23 protein-coding genes and 2 tRNA genes are annotated in these 23,868 nt (G+C 43.6%); 12 read left to right on the top strand and 13 right to left on the bottom strand.

Annotated features, from left to right (window positions below; all coding sequences use genetic code 11):
• The first annotated feature begins 13 nt into the window (after positions 1 to 13).
• Positions 14 to 700 (top strand): glycerophosphodiester phosphodiesterase family protein, encoded by a 687-nt coding sequence (locus MMY95_RS08955; RefSeq protein WP_087509094.1) that lies wholly within the window; start codon positions 14 to 16, stop codon positions 698 to 700.
• 181 nt (positions 701 to 881) lie between these two features.
• On the opposite strand, the gene MMY95_RS08960 is transcribed toward MMY95_RS08955, so the two are convergent.
• From MMY95_RS08960 to msrA, 8 genes are all read right to left on the bottom strand, one after another.
• A complete protein-coding gene (locus MMY95_RS08960; protein WP_003643169.1) occupies positions 882 to 1,529 on the bottom strand; it encodes a deoxynucleoside kinase in 648 nt (215 codons plus the stop codon).
• Between the two features lie 104 nt (positions 1,530 to 1,633).
• Complete coding sequence (mscL, locus tag MMY95_RS08965) at positions 1,634 to 2,014, bottom strand: large-conductance mechanosensitive channel protein MscL (RefSeq protein ID WP_003643168.1); 381 nt, start codon at positions 2,012 to 2,014, stop codon at positions 1,634 to 1,636.
• A 503-nt stretch (positions 2,015 to 2,517) separates the two neighbouring features.
• Complete coding sequence (locus MMY95_RS08970) at positions 2,518 to 5,469, bottom strand: YhgE/Pip domain-containing protein (RefSeq protein WP_241277612.1); 2,952 nt, start codon at positions 5,467 to 5,469, stop codon at positions 2,518 to 2,520.
• A 398-nt stretch (positions 5,470 to 5,867) separates the two neighbouring features.
• Positions 5,868 to 6,035, bottom strand: a complete 168-nt coding sequence (locus MMY95_RS08975) for a hypothetical protein (protein WP_003643166.1) — start codon at positions 6,033 to 6,035, stop codon at positions 5,868 to 5,870.
• A 20-nt stretch (positions 6,036 to 6,055) separates the two neighbouring features.
• On the bottom strand, positions 6,056 to 6,793 hold the full coding sequence (locus tag MMY95_RS08980) for an ABC transporter permease (RefSeq protein ID WP_011101359.1): 738 nt from the start codon (positions 6,791 to 6,793) through the stop codon (positions 6,056 to 6,058).
• On the bottom strand, positions 6,790 to 7,647 hold the full coding sequence (locus MMY95_RS08985; RefSeq protein WP_003643164.1) for an ABC transporter ATP-binding protein: 858 nt from the start codon (positions 7,645 to 7,647) through the stop codon (positions 6,790 to 6,792). Before MMY95_RS08985 ends, MMY95_RS08980 begins: the two co-directional genes overlap by 4 nt.
• 150 nt (positions 7,648 to 7,797) lie before the next feature.
• Positions 7,798 to 8,784 carry a LytTR family transcriptional regulator DNA-binding domain-containing protein gene (locus tag MMY95_RS08990; protein ID WP_003643163.1) on the bottom strand — a complete coding sequence of 329 codons (987 nt, stop codon included), beginning with the start codon at positions 8,782 to 8,784 and terminating at the stop codon, positions 7,798 to 7,800.
• Between the two features lie 562 nt (positions 8,785 to 9,346).
• A complete protein-coding gene (msrA, locus tag MMY95_RS08995; protein WP_003643161.1) occupies positions 9,347 to 10,150 on the bottom strand; it encodes a peptide-methionine (S)-S-oxide reductase MsrA in 804 nt (267 codons plus the stop codon).
• Between the two features lie 330 nt (positions 10,151 to 10,480).
• Between msrA and MMY95_RS09000 the strand changes: the two genes are divergently transcribed.
• The 9 genes from MMY95_RS09000 (at position 10,481) to MMY95_RS09040 (ending at position 17,850) form a co-directional block, all read left to right on the top strand.
• A complete protein-coding gene (locus MMY95_RS09000) occupies positions 10,481 to 10,873 on the top strand; it encodes a MerR family transcriptional regulator (protein ID WP_003644245.1) in 393 nt (130 codons plus the stop codon).
• The gene (locus MMY95_RS09005; protein WP_003643159.1) at positions 10,870 to 11,511 is read left to right on the top strand and encodes an NAD(P)-binding oxidoreductase; all 642 of its coding nucleotides are present in this window, start codon (positions 10,870 to 10,872) and stop codon (positions 11,509 to 11,511) included. The genes MMY95_RS09000 and MMY95_RS09005 overlap by 4 nt, the downstream gene beginning before the upstream one ends.
• Before the next feature lie 15 nt (positions 11,512 to 11,526).
• Positions 11,527 to 12,465 carry a DMT family transporter gene (locus MMY95_RS09010; protein WP_003643158.1) on the top strand — a complete coding sequence of 313 codons (939 nt, stop codon included), beginning with the start codon at positions 11,527 to 11,529 and terminating at the stop codon, positions 12,463 to 12,465.
• 413 nt (positions 12,466 to 12,878) lie between these two features.
• Positions 12,879 to 13,700, top strand: a complete 822-nt coding sequence (locus MMY95_RS09015; RefSeq protein WP_003644247.1) for a Cof-type HAD-IIB family hydrolase — start codon at positions 12,879 to 12,881, stop codon at positions 13,698 to 13,700.
• A 129-nt stretch (positions 13,701 to 13,829) separates the two neighbouring features.
• Positions 13,830 to 14,438: a hypothetical protein gene (locus tag MMY95_RS09020; RefSeq protein WP_003643156.1), complete on the top strand. Its 609-nt coding sequence runs from the start codon at positions 13,830 to 13,832 to the stop codon at positions 14,436 to 14,438.
• 288 nt (positions 14,439 to 14,726) lie between these two features.
• On the top strand, positions 14,727 to 15,989 hold the full coding sequence (locus tag MMY95_RS09025) for a GHKL domain-containing protein (protein ID WP_104795642.1): 1,263 nt from the start codon (positions 14,727 to 14,729) through the stop codon (positions 15,987 to 15,989).
• A 5-nt stretch (positions 15,990 to 15,994) separates the two neighbouring features.
• Complete coding sequence (locus MMY95_RS16090) at positions 15,995 to 16,762, top strand: response regulator transcription factor (protein WP_003645252.1); 768 nt, start codon at positions 15,995 to 15,997, stop codon at positions 16,760 to 16,762.
• Between the two features lie 167 nt (positions 16,763 to 16,929).
• Positions 16,930 to 17,268, top strand: coding sequence for a membrane protein (locus tag MMY95_RS09035; protein WP_003644251.1), 339 nt, complete (start codon positions 16,930 to 16,932; stop codon positions 17,266 to 17,268).
• A 210-nt stretch (positions 17,269 to 17,478) separates the two neighbouring features.
• On the top strand, positions 17,479 to 17,850 hold the full coding sequence (locus tag MMY95_RS09040) for a hypothetical protein (RefSeq protein WP_053267604.1): 372 nt from the start codon (positions 17,479 to 17,481) through the stop codon (positions 17,848 to 17,850).
• A 38-nt stretch (positions 17,851 to 17,888) separates the two neighbouring features.
• On the opposite strand, the gene MMY95_RS09045 is transcribed toward MMY95_RS09040, so the two are convergent.
• From MMY95_RS09045 to MMY95_RS09055, 3 genes are all read right to left on the bottom strand, one after another.
• Positions 17,889 to 18,575: a type II CAAX endopeptidase family protein gene (locus MMY95_RS09045; protein WP_033608558.1), complete on the bottom strand. Its 687-nt coding sequence runs from the start codon at positions 18,573 to 18,575 to the stop codon at positions 17,889 to 17,891.
• Between the two features lie 671 nt (positions 18,576 to 19,246).
• Complete coding sequence (locus MMY95_RS09050; protein WP_003643149.1) at positions 19,247 to 19,723, bottom strand: MarR family transcriptional regulator; 477 nt, start codon at positions 19,721 to 19,723, stop codon at positions 19,247 to 19,249.
• A gap of 116 nt (positions 19,724 to 19,839) precedes the next feature.
• Positions 19,840 to 20,352 (bottom strand): hypothetical protein, encoded by a 513-nt coding sequence (locus MMY95_RS09055; RefSeq protein WP_003643148.1) that lies wholly within the window; start codon positions 20,350 to 20,352, stop codon positions 19,840 to 19,842.
• Positions 20,353 to 20,466: 114 nt separating this feature from the next.
• Between MMY95_RS09055 and MMY95_RS09060 the strand changes: the two genes are divergently transcribed.
• Positions 20,467 to 20,754, top strand: a complete 288-nt coding sequence (locus MMY95_RS09060) for a hypothetical protein (RefSeq protein WP_202861338.1) — start codon at positions 20,467 to 20,469, stop codon at positions 20,752 to 20,754.
• 64 nt (positions 20,755 to 20,818) lie between these two features.
• Entirely contained in the window at positions 20,819 to 23,086 is a 2,268-nt protein-coding gene (locus MMY95_RS09065; RefSeq protein WP_053267606.1) for an excinuclease ABC subunit UvrA, read from the top strand.
• Positions 23,087 to 23,141: 55 nt separating this feature from the next.
• Here MMY95_RS09065 and MMY95_RS09070 read toward each other — a convergent pair.
• Together MMY95_RS09070 and MMY95_RS09075 are read right to left on the bottom strand one after the other, a co-directional pair.
• A tRNA-His gene (locus tag MMY95_RS09070) sits at positions 23,142 to 23,214 on the bottom strand.
• A 388-nt stretch (positions 23,215 to 23,602) separates the two neighbouring features.
• Positions 23,603 to 23,686, bottom strand: a tRNA-Leu gene (locus tag MMY95_RS09075).
• Between the last annotated feature and the right edge of the window lie 182 nt (positions 23,687 to 23,868).

Below are 23,868 nucleotides of genomic sequence, written 5' to 3' on the forward strand. Positions count from 1 at the left end.
GAGTTGAAGAATTGTGCCAAATATGTCGTTGATTTATGGTCATCGGGGCGTTCCCGTTAAGTTTCCTGAGAATTCGCTAGCTGGGTTTGCGTATGCCATCAGTCATCATATCGATGGCTTAGAGTTTGACGTCCATCTTACCCAGGATCAAATACCAGTGATTATGCATGACGAACGAATCGATCGAACTACTAATGGGCAAGGGGCTATTGCGGATCTGGCCTTCGAACAGTTGCGTAGATTTGAATTAGCAAATGGAGAGCCCGTCCCATCCTTACAAGAATTTTTAAACTTAGTGAGTGGGGAGCCCGTTCACTTGAACCTTGAGTTGAAGACTGATCGACACTATTATCTTGATATCGAGCGGATTGTGCTACGGATGGTCCGGCAGACTGACTTAATTTATCCGGTCGTTTTTTCGTCGTTTAATCTGAAGAGTTTACAGCGGGCCTACGCCATTGATGCCAGCCAGAAATATGCTTTTTTGACTTCAGCGCGTCTGGGTAATCCGGATGAGTTTGCGACTCACGAACGCTTAGAAGGGGTGCATCTTGAACACTATCAACCTGTACACCATGTTGCTGAACGGGTTTGGACAGTGGATGAGCCAATCGTAATGCAACAATTGTTCGCAGCCTCGGTCAATGCGGTGATTACCAATAACTTTGAGTTAGCCCAACAAGTCCGGGCAGCCATGTAATCGAGCGCAATTGTGCTAGTGCGGCATTCAAAGATTGTCGTTTGGTAATGCGACACTACCCGCGCTACCTAGTTAGCTGGTCGCGAGTCATTAAGAAGTTTCTGTATTGTTTGCTCGCTAGATTGTGCGCAATAAAAGCGCCAGTCCCGATAATGGGGACTGGCGCTTTTAGCATGATTAATTAAACTGTGGTTGGATTGCGAATCTTGCCTAATTCAGAATCGATTTGAGCCAGCACTGCTTGTTGGTTAGCAGGTTTTTCCAAGTCGTACTGTTGTAAATCAATCTTCATTTTAGGGCTAGCATCGTATTCATCGTACCATTTCCGATAAGCGGTCCACATCTTATAGTAATAAGATTCCAGTTCAGGGTTGTGGTCGAACTGTTCGTAGTCGCGACCACGCTTCTTGATCCGGTAAAGAATCGTATCGAAGTCAGTTTCAGAGTAGACCATCAAGTCTGGTGCCTTCTTAGGCAGTTCAGTCAATTCGGTCATCATATTGTCTAGTAGTTGCAAGTAAACATTCAATTCAGTATCAGAGATGTTTCCTTCAGCGTTGTTTTCTTTGGTGAAGAGGGCATCTTCATAGATGGAGCGGTCGAGGACGTTGTTATCGTCGGCCAATGCCTTCTTGATCATTGCAAAACGTTTGTTGAGGAAATAGATTTGTAATAGGAACCCGTAATTCTTAGGATCCGAATAATAAAGTGGCAATACGGGGTTGTCGCCAACCGGTTCGTAAAATGCCTTAGTTCCAAGGTGGTCAGCAATTAACCCCGTTAACGTGGTTTTGCCGACCCCAATCATTCCTGCTGTTATTATCACCATGATAGCCCCTCTTTATAAAAAATTGCACAATATATTGTATCTCAAAAAAAGTTTTAATACCATATAGACTTTTAATGAAAAATTTGCTTGGGAGCTATTTTCATTTATTTTTTAGCCTGTTCCTTTAATAAATCACGAATTTCTTCTAGATATTGCGCGGAAACATCGACTTCTTCTTCCTCGGGTTCTTCTGGTTCATTTTTAACCACTTTATTAATAATTTTCACCAGAATGAAAACGACGATGGCGACGATGAAGAAATTAATGATGGCATTTAGAAAGGACCCGTACTTAAAAGTAGCATCACCGATACTGAACTTTAGATTGGATAAATCAACTTTTCCTAAGAAAATCCCAATCAGTGGATTAATTAAGTTGTCTGTCAACGATTTAACAATGGCCGTAAAAGCGGACCCAATAATAACCCCAACGGCCAAATCAATCACGTTACCGCGGGCAATAAATTCCTTGAATTCTTTGATCATGCGACTCGCACTCCTTTATTAATTGACTGTTAACAGTATAGCCAAAATCAAACGCTGACTCAATCAATATACCAATCTAATTTAACCGTAAGCTTGTCCCTAACTAAAGCATACCCATACTAATTTGAGGTGGTATCATGATTAGTTTTGTTTGGATAGTGACTTAATGTTGTTCTGAATGATTGTTGTGGTGCATTTGAGACTAGTTAATGGTTTTAGCTAGTTGGGCTGTTGACTGAAAAGTTAGGTGACTTAGCGTGTGTGACATCCGGTCAAAATGAGTCTGTGAAAAGCAGTCTCAAGTGATGGGGAAGTCGTTTCAATATTAGTAGGGATTTTCACGAATACTAATAATATGGTAGTAGGTTAAGGTGTTGACCAGCGAATCAGAATTAACAGCACCATTTGGGTAAAGTCGTCAACTTAGTTAGCTGCTAAAAACGACTCTCTCTGATATAGAGAAAGTCGTTTTGGCAGTGTTTCGAGATCATAAATCCAAATAACTAATTCGTCTTATTGTCAGATGCTTTAGCTTGAGCCTTTCGCCGAACCAACGTGGCTAACTTACTCTGAGTGGCTTTGACGGCGACGGGGTCTTCAAAGTCAATTTGAGCCAGCCGAGGGTAACGACGGATAAAGAACAACCAGGTCAGAGCAATAAACAGCATTAGAATCAGTGCTAAGACGCCCATCTTAGGAAGAGCAGAATTACCAGTCATTAAGGTCTGCCGCAAGCCGTTGACGCTGTAACTCATTGGTAACCACGGGTGGATTGTTTGGAAAAAGTGACCTGACAGCTGAATTGGATACGTTCCGGCTGAACCACCGAGCTGTAAGACTAGTAGTACCATACTGAAGAAGGCGCCAGCTTTGCCGAAGACAAGGTTAAGCCAAGCGACGATCGTCATGAAGAGTAGCGCCGTTAGCGTGAGTAACAACCAAGTGGCAAACGGATGAATCGGGCTGAGTCCGTTGATTAACATCATCAAGCCGAGCATAATCGTACTTTCCATGATTGAAAAGACGAGCATGATGCTGGCCTTGCTACTCCACCAATCCAGTGCCGATTGCGGGTGTTTGCGTGGGGTATACATATCAAACATCATATTGAGGGCGAGCGCGCCGACAAATAACGAGACACTTAACATATACGGCGCCATACCAGTACCGTTGTTTGGTACATCATCACGGTCCTGGTGAGTTGTAGTGACGGGTTTGGCAACTTGTTGATACGTCAGTTTTGATGGATTGAGATTCCCCTTGCTTGCGGCCGTTCCTAATTTGGTCGCTAATGCTTGGTTACCAGTTTGAATCTTATTACCAGCGGTTGTAACTTGGTTAGCACCCACGGCTAGTTGCTGAGCTCCGGTGGCTAATTGCCCATTGCCACTAGTGAGTTGCTGACTGCCATTAGCGAGTGCAATACCCGTTGTGCCGAGTCGATGTAAGCCAGTGGTGACTTGTTGACTGCCCGTAACTAACTGTGAGATGCCAGTTGTTAAGCTGGGTAGGTTGGTCTGTGCAGATTGAAGACCCGTAGCCACGCGGCTGGCACCTTGTGTTAGCTGGTTGCCCTGGGTGCTGAGTTGACGCGTGCCCGCGGTCAGCTGTTGAGAACCCGCGGCAACTTGCCCCGCACCCGTAGCCAGTTGGTGACTTCTCTGATTGAGCAAGTTGGTGTTAGCATCCAGTGTTTTAAAGCCTTGGGTGAGCTGCTGGCTATTAGTTGTGAGCGTTGTTGTTCCGCTAGCCAAGTTTGTCGCACCAGTAGTGACGGCCCCAATGCCATTAGTGAGATTAGGTAGGACCGTGTTCAGCTGGGTTAGACTAGTACTCAGTTTGTTAGCCGCGTTACCAGCAGATTGAATACCGGTCGTCAGTGATTGCGCACCGGTAGTGAGTTGGGTGACCGTGGTGACAAGGTCAGCCTGCTGTTGAGTCGTGGCGCTGAGGGCCCTAGTCAAAGCAGTCGTATCTAGAGCCGGTTGCGTCGACTGGGCGATGGTCGTGGTTAAACTCGCAAGGGCGGCGTTGATGGCGTCACGGTTAGCGGATTGATCAACCGTTGCCAAAATGGCTGATTTTTGTGCCGCAGTCAAATTTTGACTGTTAGCGGTTGCGGCGACATTGTCGTGAAGCGCCGCACTAGTTTTAATAGCCGATGTCAGCGCACTTAGCGCGGTTTTAACGGACGATAAGTCGGTACCAGCAGCCTGCTTTTTCAGCGCTGCCACGGTTGCGCTAATCGTGGCTTGATTGTTGGTTGGTTGCTTAAGTTGCGTCTGCAATTTTTGCAAGTCGATGGTGAGGGACTGACTGTTCTGACCTAGTGTCTGGATGCCAGTAGTTAGCTGACTTGAGCCGCTCGTTAGGGCCGTCGTTTTAGCCGTTAACTGAGCGGTCTGTGCTTGTAGTTGATTAGCACCTTGACTAAGCTTGTTGGCACCAGTGTTGACCTTGCCGACACCGGCCGCATAAGCGTTTAAACCGGAACTAAGTTGTTGCGTACCAGTCGCCAGTTGAGCGGTACCACTACTGAATTGTTGCGTGCCACTGGCCACCTGATGGGCACCAGTATTGACTTTGACAGTCCCAGTATTCACTCGCTGGGCGCCAGCAACGTATTGATCAACACCTTGATTTAAAGTTTGAACCCCGGTGTTGAGTTGAGCCATGCCAGCAACTAACTGATTACTTTTGACGAGCAGTTGTGTTAGACCGGCAACTACTTTTTGGTTACCCACCTGTAGTTGTGAAATGCCATTAAGATATTGGTTTAAACCGACCGTCAGTGTTTGACTCCCTTGTTTTAGTTTCAGCGAACTAGTTGCGAGGGTGTCCAGGTTGGTGGCGATTTTTTGGTTGGCAGTTTGGAGCTGCTGACCACCGGTGGCTAGCTTTTGATTATTAGTAGCAGCTGTTTTGAGGCCACTGTCAAGTTGTTTGATAGCGGCAAACATCGTTTTGGCATAGCTCGTTGTAATCGTTTGGGCGACGGATGACCGAATCGAAGTGACCGCTGAATCGGCCATCTTGCTAGCGACGAAGTTATGTCCAGCACTTGTATCATAATGTAGCACCATGGCTTGTGGTTGGTGATTGAGTAAGGTGGTCGCGTGGCGCGAAAAATTGGTTGGAATCGTGAGCACCATATAATAGCGGCCATTTTTCAAGCCAGCTTGTGCCTGACTTGCGTTGACTTGTTGAAACTTCAAAGCGCTAGATTTTTTTAAATTCGTTGTTAAATTGCGTCCAACACTGAGATGCTTCCCTTGGTACGTGACTGGCTGATCATGATTGACGACGGCTACAGGTAAATTATTTAACCGACCGTATGGATCCCACATTGATCGTAAAAATGTCACGGCATAAATTGATGGAATGAACATAATGATTGCCATGACGATAATCATTAGTTTGTGTTTGCGCATATACGCCCATTCTGCTTTAATCATCTTTACTTGCGCTCCCTTAATTGTCTATTTTGTATGAAACCCCGTGTGTGCATTAAAGAGGATAACAGGTTTCAGAAATAGCACCACATCATCAAGACAGCATGTGGGGTTTAAACCCCATTTTGAGTGCAAGTGGGGTTTAAAATTAAGGGTAAGTTATGATTTTAAAAATATTATGGGTATACATAGCATGAATTGAGCTGTCATCAATTATGATAAAAATGTGTTAGTTAGGTTACTGGTCATCAGTAAATGTGCGTCCTACATACACCTTCTAGGCTGAGCGGCAATTGCTATAACATAGCCAACATCGATTCGGCTGCGGGATTGTCCGAACGTGGAAAAGAAGCCCCTTACCATGATATTTCAAAGTAAGGGGCTTGGTATGAGATAAGCAGTTAAGATTTCCAGACAATTAGTTCATCTGGTTTGAAGTAGAGTTGTTGGCTAACACCAAACCGAACTAAGTATTGATCTTTAGCTGCGTAGTAGGCAATGATCGTTCCCACAATTCCCAAATATGGTTTTGGTAACTTGACGGTTGTTCCGATTTTTAAAGTTGACATGATTGAAAACCTCCTAAATTTTAGTCATTATCAAGGCCGTGACGACGGTAGGCATAGAAGAAGATGCCACAGGTAATCACGAGCCATCCGAGTTGCGTCAGTACCTCACGAAGCGTCCATGAAAAACCATTAGTGGCATATGAGGCGGTAATATAGTGATTAATCGTGCTGGTATAAAGATAGCTACTAATGGTTTTAAGGGTGGTATTGAACTGTTCGAAATTCGGTATCAGGCTTAAAATCAGCATCATTGGAATACTGTAGACGCCTGCTTGAGTTTGACTATTAGCAATCAGACCAATAATGTATCCGAGCACGAGACTCGTTAAACTAGTGATAATAGTAATCAATAAAAAGTTTCCTAAGTGAATTTGCGACCAACTGGCGCCGCTTAGGGGGACCAGTATCAAATTGGTTACAGTCATAATAGCTAGTGGTGGCAATAAACTACCGATAAAAAATTCGGGCCCGGTAATGGAAGAGGTCATTAGGACACGTAACGTATGGTGTTCTTTTTCTTCGGCTAAGGGATAACTCGTCATCATGATGCCACCCATAACGATATTAAAGCATAGTCCCATTCCCAGTAATAGGGAAATCAGGGCGACGTGTGATGGTGCTTTACTTTGCATAATACTCTTCATGAAAACGACGTACAAAATGGCCATGATTGGGGCAGTCATTAGACTCATATTTGAAATGATCAGTCTTAATTTAAGACCGAATAAGGCTTTTATTTTGGTTACTGATAAACTCATTTTAGGCTCCTTCCAGTTACGGTTAAAAAGACATCTTCAAGGGTCGGCTCGCACGAGTGAATCGTCTCAAGTTGCCCAGAAAGCATCCACTGATTAATCTGATAGGTCGTCTCAGGAGATGCGGGGAGTAACAAATCTTGCGCTGCCGATGCAATGTGGACGCGATACTGCTGGTCGCGATTATATTTTAATTGCAATGCTTGTGGGGCTGCACATTCTGCGATGCGGCCAGCGTTGAGTAAGGCGACACGATTGCAGAGACGAGTGGCTTCCAGCATATCATGAGTCGTTAGCAGAATCGCTGTACCCTGGTCGCGTAATTCCCTAATCAGTGCGTGAATTGCTTGGGTCGTGCGGGGATCTAAACCACTGGTTGGCTCATCGAGGAACAAGACTTGCGGTTGGTGAAGAATTGCTCGGGCCAGAACTAGCCGTTGACGCATACCTTGAGATAACTTACCAGCGAGTTTTTTCTTATGTTGACTGAGACCAACTCGTTCAAGTAACTTATCAACACGTGCAACCGGGACACCAAACATTTTCGCGAAGAATAGTAGGTTTTGGTATACCGATAATTTGTCGTAAAGCCCACTTTGATGCGTGACGATGCCGATTTTTTCATAGCGGTGTTCGTCGTATGCTTGGACAGACTGACCCAGGACGTAGGCTTCACCGTTCGTTGGTAATAATTGTCCGGTTAGAATTTTAATGGTGGTTGTTTTTCCCGATCCCGAGGGACCTAAAAAGCCAAAAATTTCACCTGGTTGGACGGTAAAACTAACTTGGTCCAGCGCGGTCGTATTTTGAAATGATTTGGCAATGTTAATCACTTCGATTGCATTTTTTATTGTCATCGTTGATCGCTGACTCCTTTAAATTTGATTTGGAAGCGTAGTGGCTTCTACAAAATCTAGTTTACTGGAGCAATCGTCGAATGTGATTAAATCAAGGTGTAATGGGGCATATTGGGGCCGAATGGGGCATTATTTAGGCTGAATGGTGTCCTAAAAATTGATCAAAGCTTTTAAATCAGTGAGTTTACCGCGAGAGAGGGGCAGTTTACTTTTGTTTTTCAAGATTAACGTGTAACTATTTCGGGAGTAACTGATTAGTTCCGCGATTTGTTGTAAATTAACCAAGTAAGAACGATGACAGCGAAAGAAGCCGAGCGTCGTCAATTGTTGTTCTAATTCGCTCATTGTTTGCGATGATGTGAATTGTTCGCCACTGACGTTCAGTTGACTGACCCCGTTGACACTTTCAATAAAATCGATCTCGTTAGGGCTGAAAAAGACTGTTTTATCTTCAACCTTGCTTGCAATTTTAAAAATTGGTCTAGGCGTATCTTCTGAAGTGTGTGCGGAATCGGAACTGCTTTCGGTCGCCAAATCAGTCAACTCGAGGCCCTGGTTTGGTCGATAACGAAAGATAGTCGTACTGGTTAGGACAAGTTCTTCTAATGAGTAGGAGGTCAGCAGTACGGTGACGCCGTGTTCGCGAGTATAGGCTAAGGCTGCTAAGTACAGCTCAATGCCAGCGTTGGTCAAGTTGGTCAGGGGACTTTCAATTAGCAACAAGTCCGGTTGTAGGATGAATGCCCGCAGTAAGGCCAGACGTTGTTGTTGATCAAAGGATAAGTGCTTGATCTTAGTATGGGCGACGTCTTTGAGTGCGAAATACTGCAAAATGTCATCCAGGTCCGTCTCAAAGGTGCTGATGTGTTGAAAGGTCTTCAAATAAGTCGAGACTGTTAATTGCGGATAAAAGCCGTCATCATGAAAGATGGCTTGGATACGTGCGGGAGTGAGGCCAGTCATCACGCCACTAGTTTGGGGTGTCGTTTGGCGTAATAGGTTAAAGAGGGTCGTTGCCTCAACGTGGCTCATCTGAATGCCGATGTTACTTTGCGCTGGAATGGTGAGTGTGAAATCTTTTAAAATCGTTTGGTGTGCTTGTTGTTTAAAGATGTTGCTTAACTGAATTGTTTGCATGGTGAGAACCTCGTTGTTTTTAGTGTTTGCGTGAGGTGGCTAGAAAAAGGCCATAGCACTCAGACAGATTGGCAAATCTGATGTAGACAGTAATAATATACCATATCGAAGTAGGCAGTTGTGGTTTGTCCTGATTGAGACCGTTATGTCAAACTGAAAGCTGACATGCTGCAAAATACCGCAATAAAAACAGGACAATGGACGGCCGTCATTCGTATGGCGGGTCAATATCCTGTTTTTTAAAATTAATGTTTGATGATTGAATGACTAACGAGATTGATCAAGTGGTCATAAAACACTTGGTCAATTGATAATAATAGCAATATCAGAAATGATCAACCAAACGGTCTTTGCAGGAGATTATAAGCAATTACCGGCATCACTGTTAAGCCATGTGGATGAAACTTCCTAATATAATCAGCCACAAGCTGATTAGGGCCCATTGCGATTCTTGCCGCATGTTTATGCGCCTCCATAACAATTAAGTATGGCACAGCGATTAGTGCTTGACCAATTGATTCCAGAAGCAGGCAAAGTCATCAGTTGTGACTGAACCGCCAAGCTAGAATTTGTTTTTGAATTTCAACCAATTTAGATAGTGATCATGGGCTTTTTTCAGTTGTCGGTAGCGCCGGGGTTGTTTGCGGTAAAAATCCTGATGATAATTTTCTGCTGGCCAAAATTGCTGTAAGGGCTCAATGGCCACGACAATTGGTTTTTGATAACGTTGCGAGTCCACAAGCGCTTGTTTGGATGCTTGTGCAATGGTCAATTGATGTTGATTAGCATAAAAAATGACTGGCCGGTATTGGCTACCGCGATCATTGATTTGTCCAAAGCGGTCGGTCGGATCAATTAGTTGCCAATAAATATCGACAAGATTTTGATACGAGATTTTACGGGAATCGTATCTGATTTCCACGGCTTCAACGTGCCCCGTATATTGACCACTAACTTGTTCATAGGTCGGTTGGGCCCACGAACCACCGGTATAACCAGAAATCACATTATTAATACCGGGACGCTGATCAAAGGGCTCAACCATGCACCAAAAGCACCCACCAGCAAAGACTGCCCGTTCTTCATAAGGCGAACTAAGGGGTGGGTAAGCCGATACATTGTTTTTAGTCGGCATGGGTGCGTTGCCAGTGATGGCAAGATAAAAGTCCATAACATCCGGGGTCAAGTTATTCCGCATAGCTAATGGTCGCAAATCAGCTTCGAGCTGTTTTAGTTGCCCAGTCGGCGATAGCTGTTGCCGATTATTCTTGGCCTGGACTAGTAAATGGCGTTCCCAGTCACGCGTCGCCGGGTTGATGATTAAATTGTATAAGTCGCGCATTAAGGCTTCAGGTTTTGTTTTCATGGTGTCCCCTTAACTGGCTTATTTGCCGAGTATTAGCACGTACTTGTATTTTGACTGATTTGATTTTAGCACGGTGCTTTGGTAGCACATAATGTTATGATTTGTTTTCTATCACCCTGTCGTAAGCTACTCTAACAAGAAATGCAACCAGATGATATTGATGTGATCGTTAGTTGCATCTTAGTTATAAGCACCGTTTGGCCGACGTCAAAAATGGCGGCTATTATTGTGGGTATTATTCACCCAAGTCCAATTTGATTGGAAAAGCTTGCTATGAAGTATGGTTGATAGTTTATAATGAATCGCATGCGAAAAAAGGAGGAACTAAAATTGGATGATGAAGTCGCCAAATATACAACCCAAGAGATTTCAGTATTAGTTGGAATGAGTGTCTCTCAGGTCCATTACTATGATCGCCTGGGCCTAATTCCTAATCTAAGACGATCTGAGAATGGGTATCGTGTTTTTACGGAAAAGAATCTGATTTGGATGAAAAATTTGAAGATTTTTATTGATTCCGAAATGCCGTTGAAGGATATTCGTCAACTAACTGATTTAGTTGTTCAAGGCAAGCAAGCAACAGCGGAAAAGCGTCAAGCGATTGTTGAACATCATCTGAAAGAATTAGAGAAAAAACAGGCTGAACTTAAGAAACAGGTCGCATTCATGAACGGGTTTATTAAAACATATCAGCAAATGGAGAAGGAGTCCGATGAACGATGAATACAGTTTTAGTTATTGGTGCAACTTCGCCAACTGCCCAGGCCTTCATTAAATTAATGGAACGTGATTATCCAGAAATGACTTTAAAATTATTTGTTCGTAATCGCAAAAAGGTCCCGGCCTATCAGAAACGAGAACATGTTATTTTTCTGGGAGATGCAGCGAAATATACTGATTATGTAGCGGCACTCGAGGATGTCGATTATATTTATGATTCCGTTGGTGGGCTGAGCACTGGTCCGTACGTTAAGTTATTGTTACGTGCAATTAAGGAAACACAGGCAACAATTAAACGAATAGTCGATATTTCGGCAGGCGGTATTTACGGTGAATATTTGTCTGGTAATTTACCCTATTTATCGGCTGTTCGCACGCAACATCCTCAGTATACCCATGATCAGTTAGACAAACCGTTGTTATTTGCAAATAGTGGTATTCCCTTTACAATCTTTAGACCAGGACTAATTCAGAATGGACCCGAAACAAAAATTATTACGCACGGTCCTGAATTTAGAGCGATACCGGAGTCTGAATTTGCAATTAATCGAGATACGTTTGCTAGGGCAGCAGCCAATGCCTTATTTAATGATGACTACCACAATCAAAGTGTTGCTATTTCTAATGGTGAACTATTATAGAGGAGAAACTTTTGTATGAAGCGTTTAGTTGGAACTCTGTGCGGTATTATTAGTGCCGCTTTATTTGGGCTAGGTGGAATACTAGCACAGCCTTTGTTAAGTGAGCAAGTTCTGACTCCGCAACAGATTGTATTGTTACGGCTGTTAATCGGTGGGGCAATGTTGTTGCTATATCGTAACTTGTTTTTCAAGCAGGCTAGAAAAAGCACGAAAAAGATTTGGACACATTGGCGAATTTTAACACGAATTATGATATACGGCATCGCCGGCTTGTGCACGGCACAAATTGCCTTTTTTTCTGCGATTAATTACAGTAATGCAGCAGTTGCAACTGTCTTTCAGTCCACTAGTCCGTTTATTCTGCTTGTATTTACCGCGCTGAAAGCGAAAAGACTTCCCAGTTTATTAGCAGGAATGAGCTTAATAAGCGCATTGATGGGAATCTGGCTTATTGTTGAATCCGGATTTAAGACCGGATTAATAAAACCGGAAGCAATTATTTTTGGCCTGATTGCGGCTATCGGGGTTATCTTATACACCAAACTACCTGTTCCATTGTTAAACCAAATTGCCGCAGTGGATATTTTGGGATGGGCACTAGTTATTGGCGGTGTGATAGCGTTGATTCACACACCGTTACCAAATTTAGTTAGATTTTCAAAAACGCAGCTTTTAGCGGTTCTTATCATTGTTATTCTAGCCACCGTTGTTGCGTATGATCTTTATTTAGAAAGTTTAAAGCTAATAGACGGATTTCTGGCAACTATGACTGGACTATTTGAACCAATCAGTTCCGTACTTTTTGGCATGTTATTCTTGCACCAAATCTTGGTTCCTCAGGCCTTGGTTGGTATTATATTGGTTGTGGGTGCAATTATGATACTGAATTTACCTCACCATATCACGGCACCTGTTCCCAGCAAACCCTGTCAATGTACGATGCCTAATCAGTAGGGAATGATAAGCAATCAATAATATCAAAAGTACTGGCTTTAACAACATATTGAAGAAATACTGCCAATTAAAACATCGGTACTGCGATTACCTTTTCGTAATCATATAAAGCTATTGTTTTTTGAAAGTTGGGTCATTGAGCACAGTAATTGACTGTTTCAGTTTTAGAAATTGATTCTTAGCAGGTCGCATTTTTGAAATGTCTTAACAAACGACTAAGTTAAATTTCACAAATGGCTGTAGCACCTATAATTGCACGCTGTGCTAAAAACTGCGCGTATGTATGGATAAACATTGAGATTTCAACGCAAAAATAAAGCGGTTGCATTTCCGCACGTCTTTCGCTAGAGTGGAATAGTAAACCTAAAATGACCAAGTTTCAGATGGTCAAGCGGATGAGAGGGAACTTTAATATGTATAAAATGATTGTTTGTGACTTGGATGAGACCCTGATGAATGACGATGGTACGTTGTCAGAAAAGAATGCGGCGGCAATTCAAGCTGCGGCGGCTAAGGGTGTTTATTTTGTGCCGAATTCTGGTCGTAGTTATACCTCGTTTCAGAACGATTTGGAGACGATGGGGTTGCGGGACCAACCACATCAATATTCGATTTCTTATAATGGTGGTTTGATTTTAGAGAATAAGGATAATCGGCCATTGGCGGTGAATGCCATGCCATATGAGGTTGCTAAAGGGGTGTTTGAAGCGGGAATTGCGAATCAGCAGGCGGCGACGCATGTGTACACGCAGGATACGTTATATATTTACAATCCGGTTCCAAGTGATTCAGATTATCTACAAAACCGGGGCGTGACGTTCACAACTATGACGACGCCGGACTTTGAACAATTCAAAACGATGAACGTCATGAAGATTATTATGGCCTTGCCAACGATGACTGACCGCAAGCAAATGCGCGCAGACGTTGAAGCTATTGTTGATCCAAGCAAATTAGCCGTCACTTATTCGTCCGACCGTTACGTTGAGTTTAATCCGGCTGGCGTTGACAAGGGGACCGCAGCGGTTCAATTAGGAAAGCTACTGGGAATTACGGCGGATGAAATTATTGCAGCTGGCGATAACAGCAATGATCTCCCCATGCTGAAGGCGGTCGGATTGCCTGTGAGTGTCGCCAATGGTATCGATGCAGTCAAGGCCGCAGCTAAGTACGTGACGGTCGCTGATAACAACCATGACGCGTTAGCAGAGGTTATTAACAAGTTTATTTTATAGTACAAATTTTATTTAGAAAATGAAAGTTGCCATTTGGCGTTCAACTTTTACAAGTGGTATCATGATAATTGAAAATGTGGTAGTATGAAATAAATTATTTGTTACAAATTACTGAATGGGGGAACACGCATGAGTGCGATTCGCGACGATTTAGCTAAAGCGATTAAGAATACCAACCTCGTTGAAATCTATTCCAAGGGAACCAATGAGCAATTTAGTGTTGGCTATGTGATTCAGCAGGATGAGAAGTTTGTGCTGGTCCAAGCCGTTAATGTCGATGGTGAACTAGATGGGTTAGTGGTCTTTCGTAAGGCATCGTTAGCCCGCGTAATTAGTGACACTGATTATTTGAAGAGCATGGCGACGATCATTGCGCTGGCTAAGCAACGGGGCTATTATGATGTTTGGAACACTGAACGATTGATGAATAAGCTGCTGAAGAAGCAGAATAAGACTAAACATTCGCTCTTAAAAACATTGTTGAAGCAAGCTTTTCACCACGATCAAGTGATTCAACTATCTGGTCGAATCAAAAAACATGGTGACAGCTATGCTGGCTTTATTCATAGTGAACATAAGAAATATATTGAATTTAATTATGTTGATATGTTCGATCTTGCAAAGCGCCCACAAATTGCCATTCGCTACGCTGAAATTGATGAGGCCAGTTTCCATAGTTTTGAAACCTTTAATACAACCGCGGTTATCGAGAGTTTTATGCCGGGTGATTTTCACTAATAATGATCTGTGAGCGGCACCGTTAATGAACGGGGGTCGCTTTTTTTATACCGTCGATCATGTGTGTCTTTTAAGACAATAAAGGCGTGTATAGCAAGCTTTGGAGACGGTTACGGGTATTAGTTGGTCAGTCAGCGATTTGGTAAAGATTGTTAAGTTTTTATCGCACAAATATACAAACTGGCCGTATTTCGCTACAATGGTAGTATTGAGCATCATGCGGGGAGGGGAGCAGTTATCGTTTACGTCTATTGGTATATTGCAGCTTTTGACCATTGGTACTCGGTCATGTTGGTTTTTTTACTGCAGATATTAATCAATCGTGAGCTTCGACAGAAGCGAGTCTATGCGACCGTTGCGGTTATGACCGTACTTCTAACTGTGATCTACATGTTGTATGACGACTATTCGGATATCATCACGTTCATTGTGAACATGGGGTTACTGGCGTTTGTAGGGCGCAAAAAGTACTTTATTGTGACGAGTCTAACGGCCACACTCGCCTACATTCTTTTTAGTTTCTTTGGCAATTATGCGACGGAGTCGATTTTTCACTTATTCAACCTGGGTTTGAATGACTGGAGTGGCTGGCTATTTGAAGCCATCGGTGAAACAAACGTCACAGCTTGTATGTTGGCAGTCGCCGCTAGTTTCAAGGTCTTAAAGAAGCGTTATCCGCGGCAATTTGTAGACGGGCTAACGTTGAACGTGATTGTCAGTGCTTTGGCTGTAGTTGCGGTCGCGTTTTTTACCATCACGACTGCGGCGGATAATTATAATATTGGCTCAGGATTTTTGGGGATTCTAATGTTGATTCTAGTGGCTATCTTGCTGATCAACGCCGGAACGTTTCTTTACCTGTTCTATAGTTATACATTGCGGGTTCAAAATAACCGGCAAGCTTTGGAACGGCAACAATATGATATTTATGTCAAAAATTTGGAAAATAGTTATCAAAATTTACGTAAGTTTCGCCATGATTATCAAAACATCTTACTGTCCTTGGGTGAGTATATTCAGACAGCTGATGATCCTGAATTACAACAATATTTTCGTCAAGTTGTGACCAAGTCTAAGCAAAGTCTAAATCGTGATTTTGGACACTTTGACAATTTAGAACAAATCAAGGACAAACCATTGAAAGCCATTATTCAGAGTAAGTTTTCCGTTGCGCGCCAAGCTGGAATTCAAGTACGCTTGGAAGCCAACGACCCGATTGCGGCAATTGCAATTGATTCAGTGACGTTATCACGGGTGAGTGGCATCTTGTTAGACAATGCCATCGAAGCGGTGAAGGGTCAGAGTGGTGGTCAGATTGCGGTCGCACTTGTTAAGTATCCCCGCATGGTGGAGTTGATTTTTGCCAATTCATTGAATCATCCGATTGAGCGCCTGGATGAGCTGATGGTTGCTGGGCATACTTCGAAAGGTGCTGGTCATGGGCAAGGGTTAGCAACCGTTCGTGAGTTGTTAGATCCATTAGCTAACGTGACTTATGAAGTGAGCTCCCATCAACGATTCGAATTTATTATTAGTATTGAAAGTGAGTGAGCAGCGTGTTAAAGACCTTTGTTGTGGAAGACGATCCTGAACAATTAGCAACCTTAAAGCAAATCATTAAGAATCATATTATGATTAATGATTTTGATATGGAACTGACCTTAGCAACCGGACAAGCACAAACGTTGTTGGACTATGTCGAGACCAATTCCGATCTTGAGGGACTCTACTTTTTAGATATTGAATATCCTGGGCAAGACTTAAATGGCCTAGCACTGGCGACTCGAATTCGCGAGGCGGATGTTAATGCGCGGATTGTCTTCGTGTCGACCCATTCTGAAATGGCCTTTTTGACCTTTGAACGACGAATCGAACCACTGGACTTTATTGTGAAAGATTTGGGTCAAGAAACGGTCAAAGCCAAAGTGGAGACAGATATTCGGGTTGCTTATGAACGTTATACCAAGCAAGCAGTCACCAGCAAGGCCATGTTTTCTTACTCTAAGGGTGGTCAGCTCTTCAATGTTCCATTAGATCAGGTGTTATTTATCGAGACTGGAGCAGTTCGTAATAAGCTGGTTCTCCATTTAACAGATCGAATTGTTCAATACAATGGTAAGATTAGTGATGAAACCGTGGCCCACCCAGAGTTATTCCGGGTTCATAAGAGTTTCTTGGTGAACCCGCAAATGCTAGTACGAATTGATAAGCAACATCAGCTTGGCTACTTTGAAAATGGCGAGTCGGTCGATATTGCGATTCGTAAAATGCATGATTTAATCGCATTAATCAAGCGTTCCGAACTGGCAGTCACGTTTAGCTAGCTTCGCTTAAGACTCTAATGTAACAAAATCGTTAATCAAAAGTGAATTTTAATGACGTTGGTGCAGGCTATTATGAGCTTTGCACCTTTTTTGGCTTTTTAGATTAATTTGCATGTATGCTTAGACTATTAAATGCCAGCTGTGGGAGCTGGTCTGGAGGTGGCGTCATGAAGCAGTTCTGGTCACTAATCTTAATGATTTTGGCCGGTTGTTTGTTAATATTTGGTTCGGAATACAGCTTGCAAGGTGATTATCATCGACGAATTCATCGGCTCACTGTGTCAAAGGTGGTTTACCATCAAAATGCTACCTCTGCAACAATCAGTGGCCGTACCAAGCACGGTGTCATTGTCACCTTAAAGAGTGGGAAACATGTCCGTCAGGTTATTTCGAATAAGCAGAGTGGTCAATTCTATGTTAAAATGCCAGTTCATAAGCGGATTACAATTAAAGTCGTGGGGCTAAAAGCCAAAGTACTAACAGTACCAACCGGGACAAAGAGTTAGATGGGTGAGCGGGCAAGTTGCCGGCTCTTTTTTGATGGTTAATGACTAGGACAGCGTGCCATATAAAAGCTACGGTGAACTACTCGAATTTATTTAGTTGTTAGTCGCGTTACGGGGTTGCTAAAAAATCATTAAGCTTCTAGTTTTGCGCTAGGCGCATTGTTGATTTTAGCGTACAGTAACAATGACAAGAAAAGGAGTCGTGGCTGTATGTTAGTGGTTGGCATTATTTTGGTGATTGGAATCATCGGGACACTGGTTTTACGATTTCAATTTCACTTTCGCCTCGCGATGGGCACCATTACCGAGACGGCGTTTGCCTGCTCATTGTTGAATATCGGGGTATTTTTGTTGTTTATTTTATTGGGTCAGTTAACGGGACCAATCCTGCTATCAGAATGGGCCTACTTGCCGATTTATCGGTTGTTACAAGGAGGTTTGATTCCCGTTATTGGCATTGGCTTGGCAATTCTGGGAATGGTGCGTGAGAAAGGCCTGATGAATTGGTGGCTATTACATTTTAATGTGCTATTTTTGGTTTTTGACGTGTTATTAGTCTGGCAGGGGAGTTATAAAAGTTAGGGTGGCCAGTGCCGTGACGAAGTTGTGCGTGAAGGTCGTCAATGCAGTAACATGATGGTAATTGCTAGGCTATTGATCACAAAGTGGAGCGCAATGGCCGCGCGAATTTTACGGGTCAGCCGATAAACAATAGCTAGCACGAGTCCCATGGTGACGTATATGAGGAAGCTCGGTAAGGTTGAACTACTATGGAGGCTACCGAAAACAATCCCGCTGAGCCCGACCTTGAGCCATTCTTGTTGAAAGAAAAGGTTAGTCAGAACGCCACGAAAAACTAACTCTTCAACAATTGGAGTCAAAAAAACGGCGCTCAACGCCATAAGCCAAAGCGACAGAGGACTGCCGGCCATTAAATTTTTAATGGCGGCGTTATTTTGTGTTTGATTCTGGTGATACAGAAGCTGGTTTATAAATTGAAAGCCGCCCTCAAAAATTAAGATGGTGAGATAGGCCATTCCAATAATTTGCCAGTCATGGTGTTGTAAGTTTTCTGATTGATAGTTGCCGGTATAGTGCCGCATTAGGGCGGTTGCCGCCAGTGCTAGGATCACAAAAATTAACAGATAGACACCTGCCAGGGTGATCTGCCAGGCTGTGAGCTGATGTTGGCGATATAATTGGTTAATTAATTTAAGTAACATTGGTGGGATCACGACCCCAACAATTAGGCCAGCAGTGAGCAACACGCGTCCGAGCCACCCCAAGCCGCGGTCAATAATTTCCATCGGACTTCACCTCCCATGGTTGATTTTACCGCAGTGTTCAGGTTTCGACACGGATTTGCAAATCTGAGAAAGGCATCGATGCCAGGCACAAGCGGATGATATTAATCTGGTTGAATGCTAAAAATATAATAATTGTAGAAATAATGGTTGATGCTCTATAAAAATAAAGAATAAAAAAGCATAATTCGGACAAATCTTCACACTTTCTTCACAATTATGTAATAGTATATACTTGTACCTAATAGTTATACACTTGTTCATTTTACTCCCCCAAAGTGGATGGACGAGCAAGTACAATCCCCCATATTGTACTTAAACCTAACTCTTTGGCCCTACTGCTACTAAGCGGTAGAGTCATTTTTTTGTTGCACGTCCCCAAAGTCACCGAATACAGTACCTGCAAAAAATCGTCCCTTAATACATACTTAAATTATTTTTAGCGGTCTAAACTATCAAATTCAACTGGGTTTTATCATTTGATTTATTTTTTGCGGAATTAATGTGGCTGCAAACACCCATAATTATTTGATTGGTGCTAGCTAACGATTGTTCATATTAGCCTTGAACGGGCTAGTCTCAAAACAAAGTGACGCTAGTGTCAAAAATCAATTGGTTTAATCGCAACAAAAAAGGCCGAGGTTAGAAAAACCTCGACCTAGTTAAGCAGTCAGTTAGAATGCTTCACCAGAATAGTCGACCTTTTTAGGATCGGCATTTTTGATGTGTTCGGAAGCAAAGTTAACCGTTTCGCGAATCTGGTTATAGGTTGCTTCATCTAAACCAAGTAAATCCATGCAAGAATTAACGTGGGCAAAAATCTCTGGTTTAGCATCGATGGCTTTTTGCGACAACGAGATGTTGACTTGGCGTTCATCGTCCGTATCGCGCTTGCGTTCGACCCAGCCTTGGGTTTGCATCCGTTTCAATAACGGGGTCAGAGTCCCGCTATCAAGGTTAACGTGTGAACCAAGTTCCCGGACCGTCATCGGACTCTTTTCCCAGAGTGCCAATAAAGTGATGTACTGCGGATAAGTCAGCTTGAAAGGTGCTAAAGCTTCGGAATAAAAATGATTATATCGTTTGCTGGCGGTGTAGAGCGCAAAACAGAGCTGTTCGTCGAGCAAAATGTTTTTTGTTGGGGTTGCCATCAAACCGCCTCCTTTACTATCTATTTTAGTACATTGTACGCAATTAATTCGCCAAATGCAATTAATATTGCGCAAATACATTGTTTTCGAACGATTTATTTATAAAAGCGGGTTAATTAATTGACCTGTTGGCGTTGTTGGGACTTAATGCATGTCAGGAATAACTGGGCCATGGCCTGCTGATTGATGGCAAGTTGATGGTTGTCCGTGAACGCATAAAGTGGAACTTGTGCTGGCAATGTTTTGGCCGCGTGATCACCAACTGGAATCAGGCAGGCGATTTTTGTTTTGTCATGTACAAATTCATGAGCGTCACGTGGGGCGGCCTTAATCGTCAGTGATGCCAATACGTGATAACCGGTCGGCATCATGTGTTGTGCATGTTTGACATGCACCCCGTGTAGTCGGGAACGTAACTGGAACCCAGACGTGGTGGTCAACTGTAACGCTTGCTTTAATTCCAATAAATAAGTTTGTTGATTATCAATATTTTTCAACCGGATCTTGAAGTGTCCGAATGGAATGGCGCGATCCTGATGTTGGACGGCTAAGGCGTGTTGTTCGACCCGCATTTTATCCTTAACGGGCTCAAAGGTATATTGTTGTAAAAGTTGTGTTGCTGTTTTCAAACTATCACTCCCTACGATTAATTTAGTCCTTTAAAAACTTGTGGTCAAATAATTGGTTACGTTTGCGAGTGACGTCGTTTTCAAGTAAAATTAAAGTGATAGGGGGTTGGAAAAATGTTTATGACAACTGGTGATTTACAGCGCTCCCATATGATTAAGGGCGTCGTCTCCGTCACAAAACACCTGATGTTTGAATCTGATGGTGTTGATCAGTTTGAACGGTTTGACGATTTAATCGAGCAAGTCAAGCTACTACTGCTACAAAAGGCAGAGGATCAAGGTGGCGACGGGTTAATTTATGTGAACTTCAATACTGAAGTCGCTCAGATGAGTGTTGCACCACGGTTTTTGATCGTAACCGGCTATGGGACGGTCGTCAAGCTCGTTGATGAATCAGTCTGATACTTAGGATCTGAATTTTCAGGTCCTTTTTTGATAGCAAACAAGTGATAGAAAGGAAGGTTTGATGACCAGTTATTCATTTCCACATGGCGCCATTGACGTATACGACGCTACCCAAAACAATTTAAAGCACGTTAGTCTTCGCGTTCCTAAATATGCAACCACGGTGTTCGTGGGCTTGTCAGGTTCCGGTAAGTCGTCACTCGTTTTTGATACGATTGCAGCGGCGTCACGGCGCGAACTGAATGAAACGTTTCCCAGTTTTACGCAACAATATTTACCGAAGTATGGTCAACCACACGTCGGGCATATCGAGCACTTGCCCGTTGCGATTGTGATTGCTCAACAACGCCTCGGCAAGAATGCGCGTTCAACCTTGGCAACCTATACTGGGATTTATTCGTTACTGCGGCTCTTGTTTTCACGGGTTGGGGAACCGTTTATCGGGTATTCGGACAGTTTTTCGTTTAACTTACCCCAAGGCATGTGCCCAACCTGCCAAGGTTTAGGTTATGTTGACGATATTGATGAGCAGCAATTGATTGATCCTGAGAAATCATTAAATGAGGGGGCCATCACGTTTGTGAGTTTTGCACCGGATACGTGGCGTTGGCGCCGTTATGCGACGAGTGGTTTGTTTGACAATGATAAACCCATCAAGGATTATAGTGCTGCGGAATACGATTTACTGATGCACGCACCGCAACAGAAATTAGCCCATCCTGGAGAAGGTTTTCCTAGAACGGCCCTGTATGAAGGTGTTGTTCCGCGGATCAAGCGCTCGATTATTGGTAAGAAGGAAGCCGAACACCATCGCGATGCGATTGCGGCGATCGTCACGCGCAAACCGTGCCCAACGTGTGATGGCACACGACTCAAACCGGTCGTGTTGACCAATCATATTAACGGGGTCAACATTGCTCAGGTGACGGCTATGGATTTAAAGCATGTTCTGGCATTTTTACAAGCGATTGATGCGCCGTTAGCCCAAGATATTGTGCGGGAGCTGACGACCAAGATCCAATCGTTGGTCGATATTGGCCTGGGCTATCTGACATTGGATCGTGGGACCAGTTCTTTATCTGGTGGTGAAGCGCAACGGATTAAGATTGCCAAATACTTGACCAGCGCCTTAGTAGATATGGTCTACATTTTGGACGAGCCAAGCGTTGGGCTGCACCCACATGATATTCAGTTAATCAAGCAAGCGTTAACGAAGCTGAAGGATAAGGGTAACACAATTCTGATTGTTGAACACAATCCAGCCATGTTTACGTTAGCCGACTATGTTGTCGAGATGGGGCCTGCAGCTGGTCGCACTGGTGGAAACGTAACCTTTACTGGGACTTATGACGAGTTACTGGCTTCTGATACGTTGACGGGCCGGTGGTTGCGACAACCGCATAAATGGGGTCAAGAACGACCAGTCCAAGCCCACTTGGCATTACACCATATTAATGAAAATAACCTGCACGATGTCAGTGTCGACGTGCCCCTCGGTGTGATGACGGTCGTCTCGGGGGTGGCCGGTTCAGGGAAGAGTTCGCTGGTTACCGCGCTAAAACGGCAATTAAAGACGGCTTATATTGATTTAGCCCAGACACCAGTGGGCCTGAATATTCGCTCAACACCGGCGACTTACTTAGGAGTGCTCGACCAAATCCGACAACTATTCGCGAAAGCCAATGGCGTGGCAACTAGTTGGTTCAGCTATAATGGTAAGGGTGCTTGTCCGCGGTGTAAGGGTAAAGGCGTGACCATCACGAATATGGCCTTTATGGATCCCGTTGTGCAGACATGTGAATTGTGTCATGGGCAGCGGTATAATGAAACGGCGCTCAGCTATGCTTACCAGGGTAAGACGATTGCCGACGTGCTCCAGATGTCAGTCACAGCGGCGTTAGCTTTTTTTGCCACGATGGACAAAGTGGCTCAGCCATTGAAGAATTTAGACCGGGTCGGTTTGGGTTACCTAACATTGGCGCAACCGCTCACCACTTTGTCGGGTGGTGAACTGCAACGGTTGAAGCTGGCGGTTGAGCTAGGCAAGCAGGGAACGGTGTACTTGTTAGATGAACCGACTGCCGGTCTGCATTTGCAAGACACACAACGCTTATTAAAATTATTCGATGCCTTAGTGGCCGCTGGTAACTCGTTGATTATTATCGAACATAATCTGGCGGTAATTAGCCAGGCCGATTGGTTGATCGATGTGGGGCCGGATGCTGGTCAGTATGGCGGTCGAATTCAGTATAGCGGAACCCCACGAGCAGCAGTTGACGTGCCCACTTCACGCACTGGAGCCGCTTTGAAGGCTTGGCTGAAGGCGTGATTAGAAAATTTGATTAAATAAAAAGCACGTGCAATTGCACGTGCTTTTTTAGAAGGGCGGTAGGTGGGAATCGAACCCACGCGTGCCGGAGCCACAATCCGGTGCGTTAACCACTTCGCCACTACCGCCATCACGTTAACTTTTCGTCAACATATCTAGTATACACTAAAATCGTGGGTTGCATAGGACTTTTTGTGGATTTTCAGAAATTAATCGCCTCAGTTTCTGAAGCGTTGGTGAAGGTTCTACTGTGACCAACAATTATTTAACCGTTAGTAAAAGGCCATAGTTCCCCTAACAATGGGAGCTACGGCCCGTTTGCCGTGGTTAGTGTGTCTAACGGATAGGTGAGGTGGACCAGCACTTATCGGTTGAGCAAAATTATTATGAATTCATCCTTATTGAAGAAATGCGTAAAAATCTTTGCAAAGGCACTACTTTGTTAAAATTCACAAAATAAAAGAGCCCAGTAAATAAGTGTTTACCGTGGCTCTTTTATTGCTCATAGACTAATTATGCCCCAGGCAGGATTCGAACCTGTACATTGTTTCCAATACAGCGACCTGAACGCTGCGCGTCTGCCAGTTCCGCCACTGGGGCAGTTGCTTTAACAACAATATCCATTATAGCGAAAAGTAACAAAAAAATAAACCTTTTTCTATATTTATGCAGTTGATATTAATTGTAATTGCAAATTGGTTGCTTAGTTACTGGGGCTGGCCTTAATTAGCATGGAATAACTGTACGCCGAAATACTGAAATTACTACCGGCAAAAAATGCA

The sequence above is a fragment of the Lactiplantibacillus sp. ME-2 genome (assembly GCF_022549155.1).
Lineage (GTDB): Bacteria > Bacillota > Bacilli > Lactobacillales > Lactobacillaceae > Lactiplantibacillus > Lactiplantibacillus plantarum.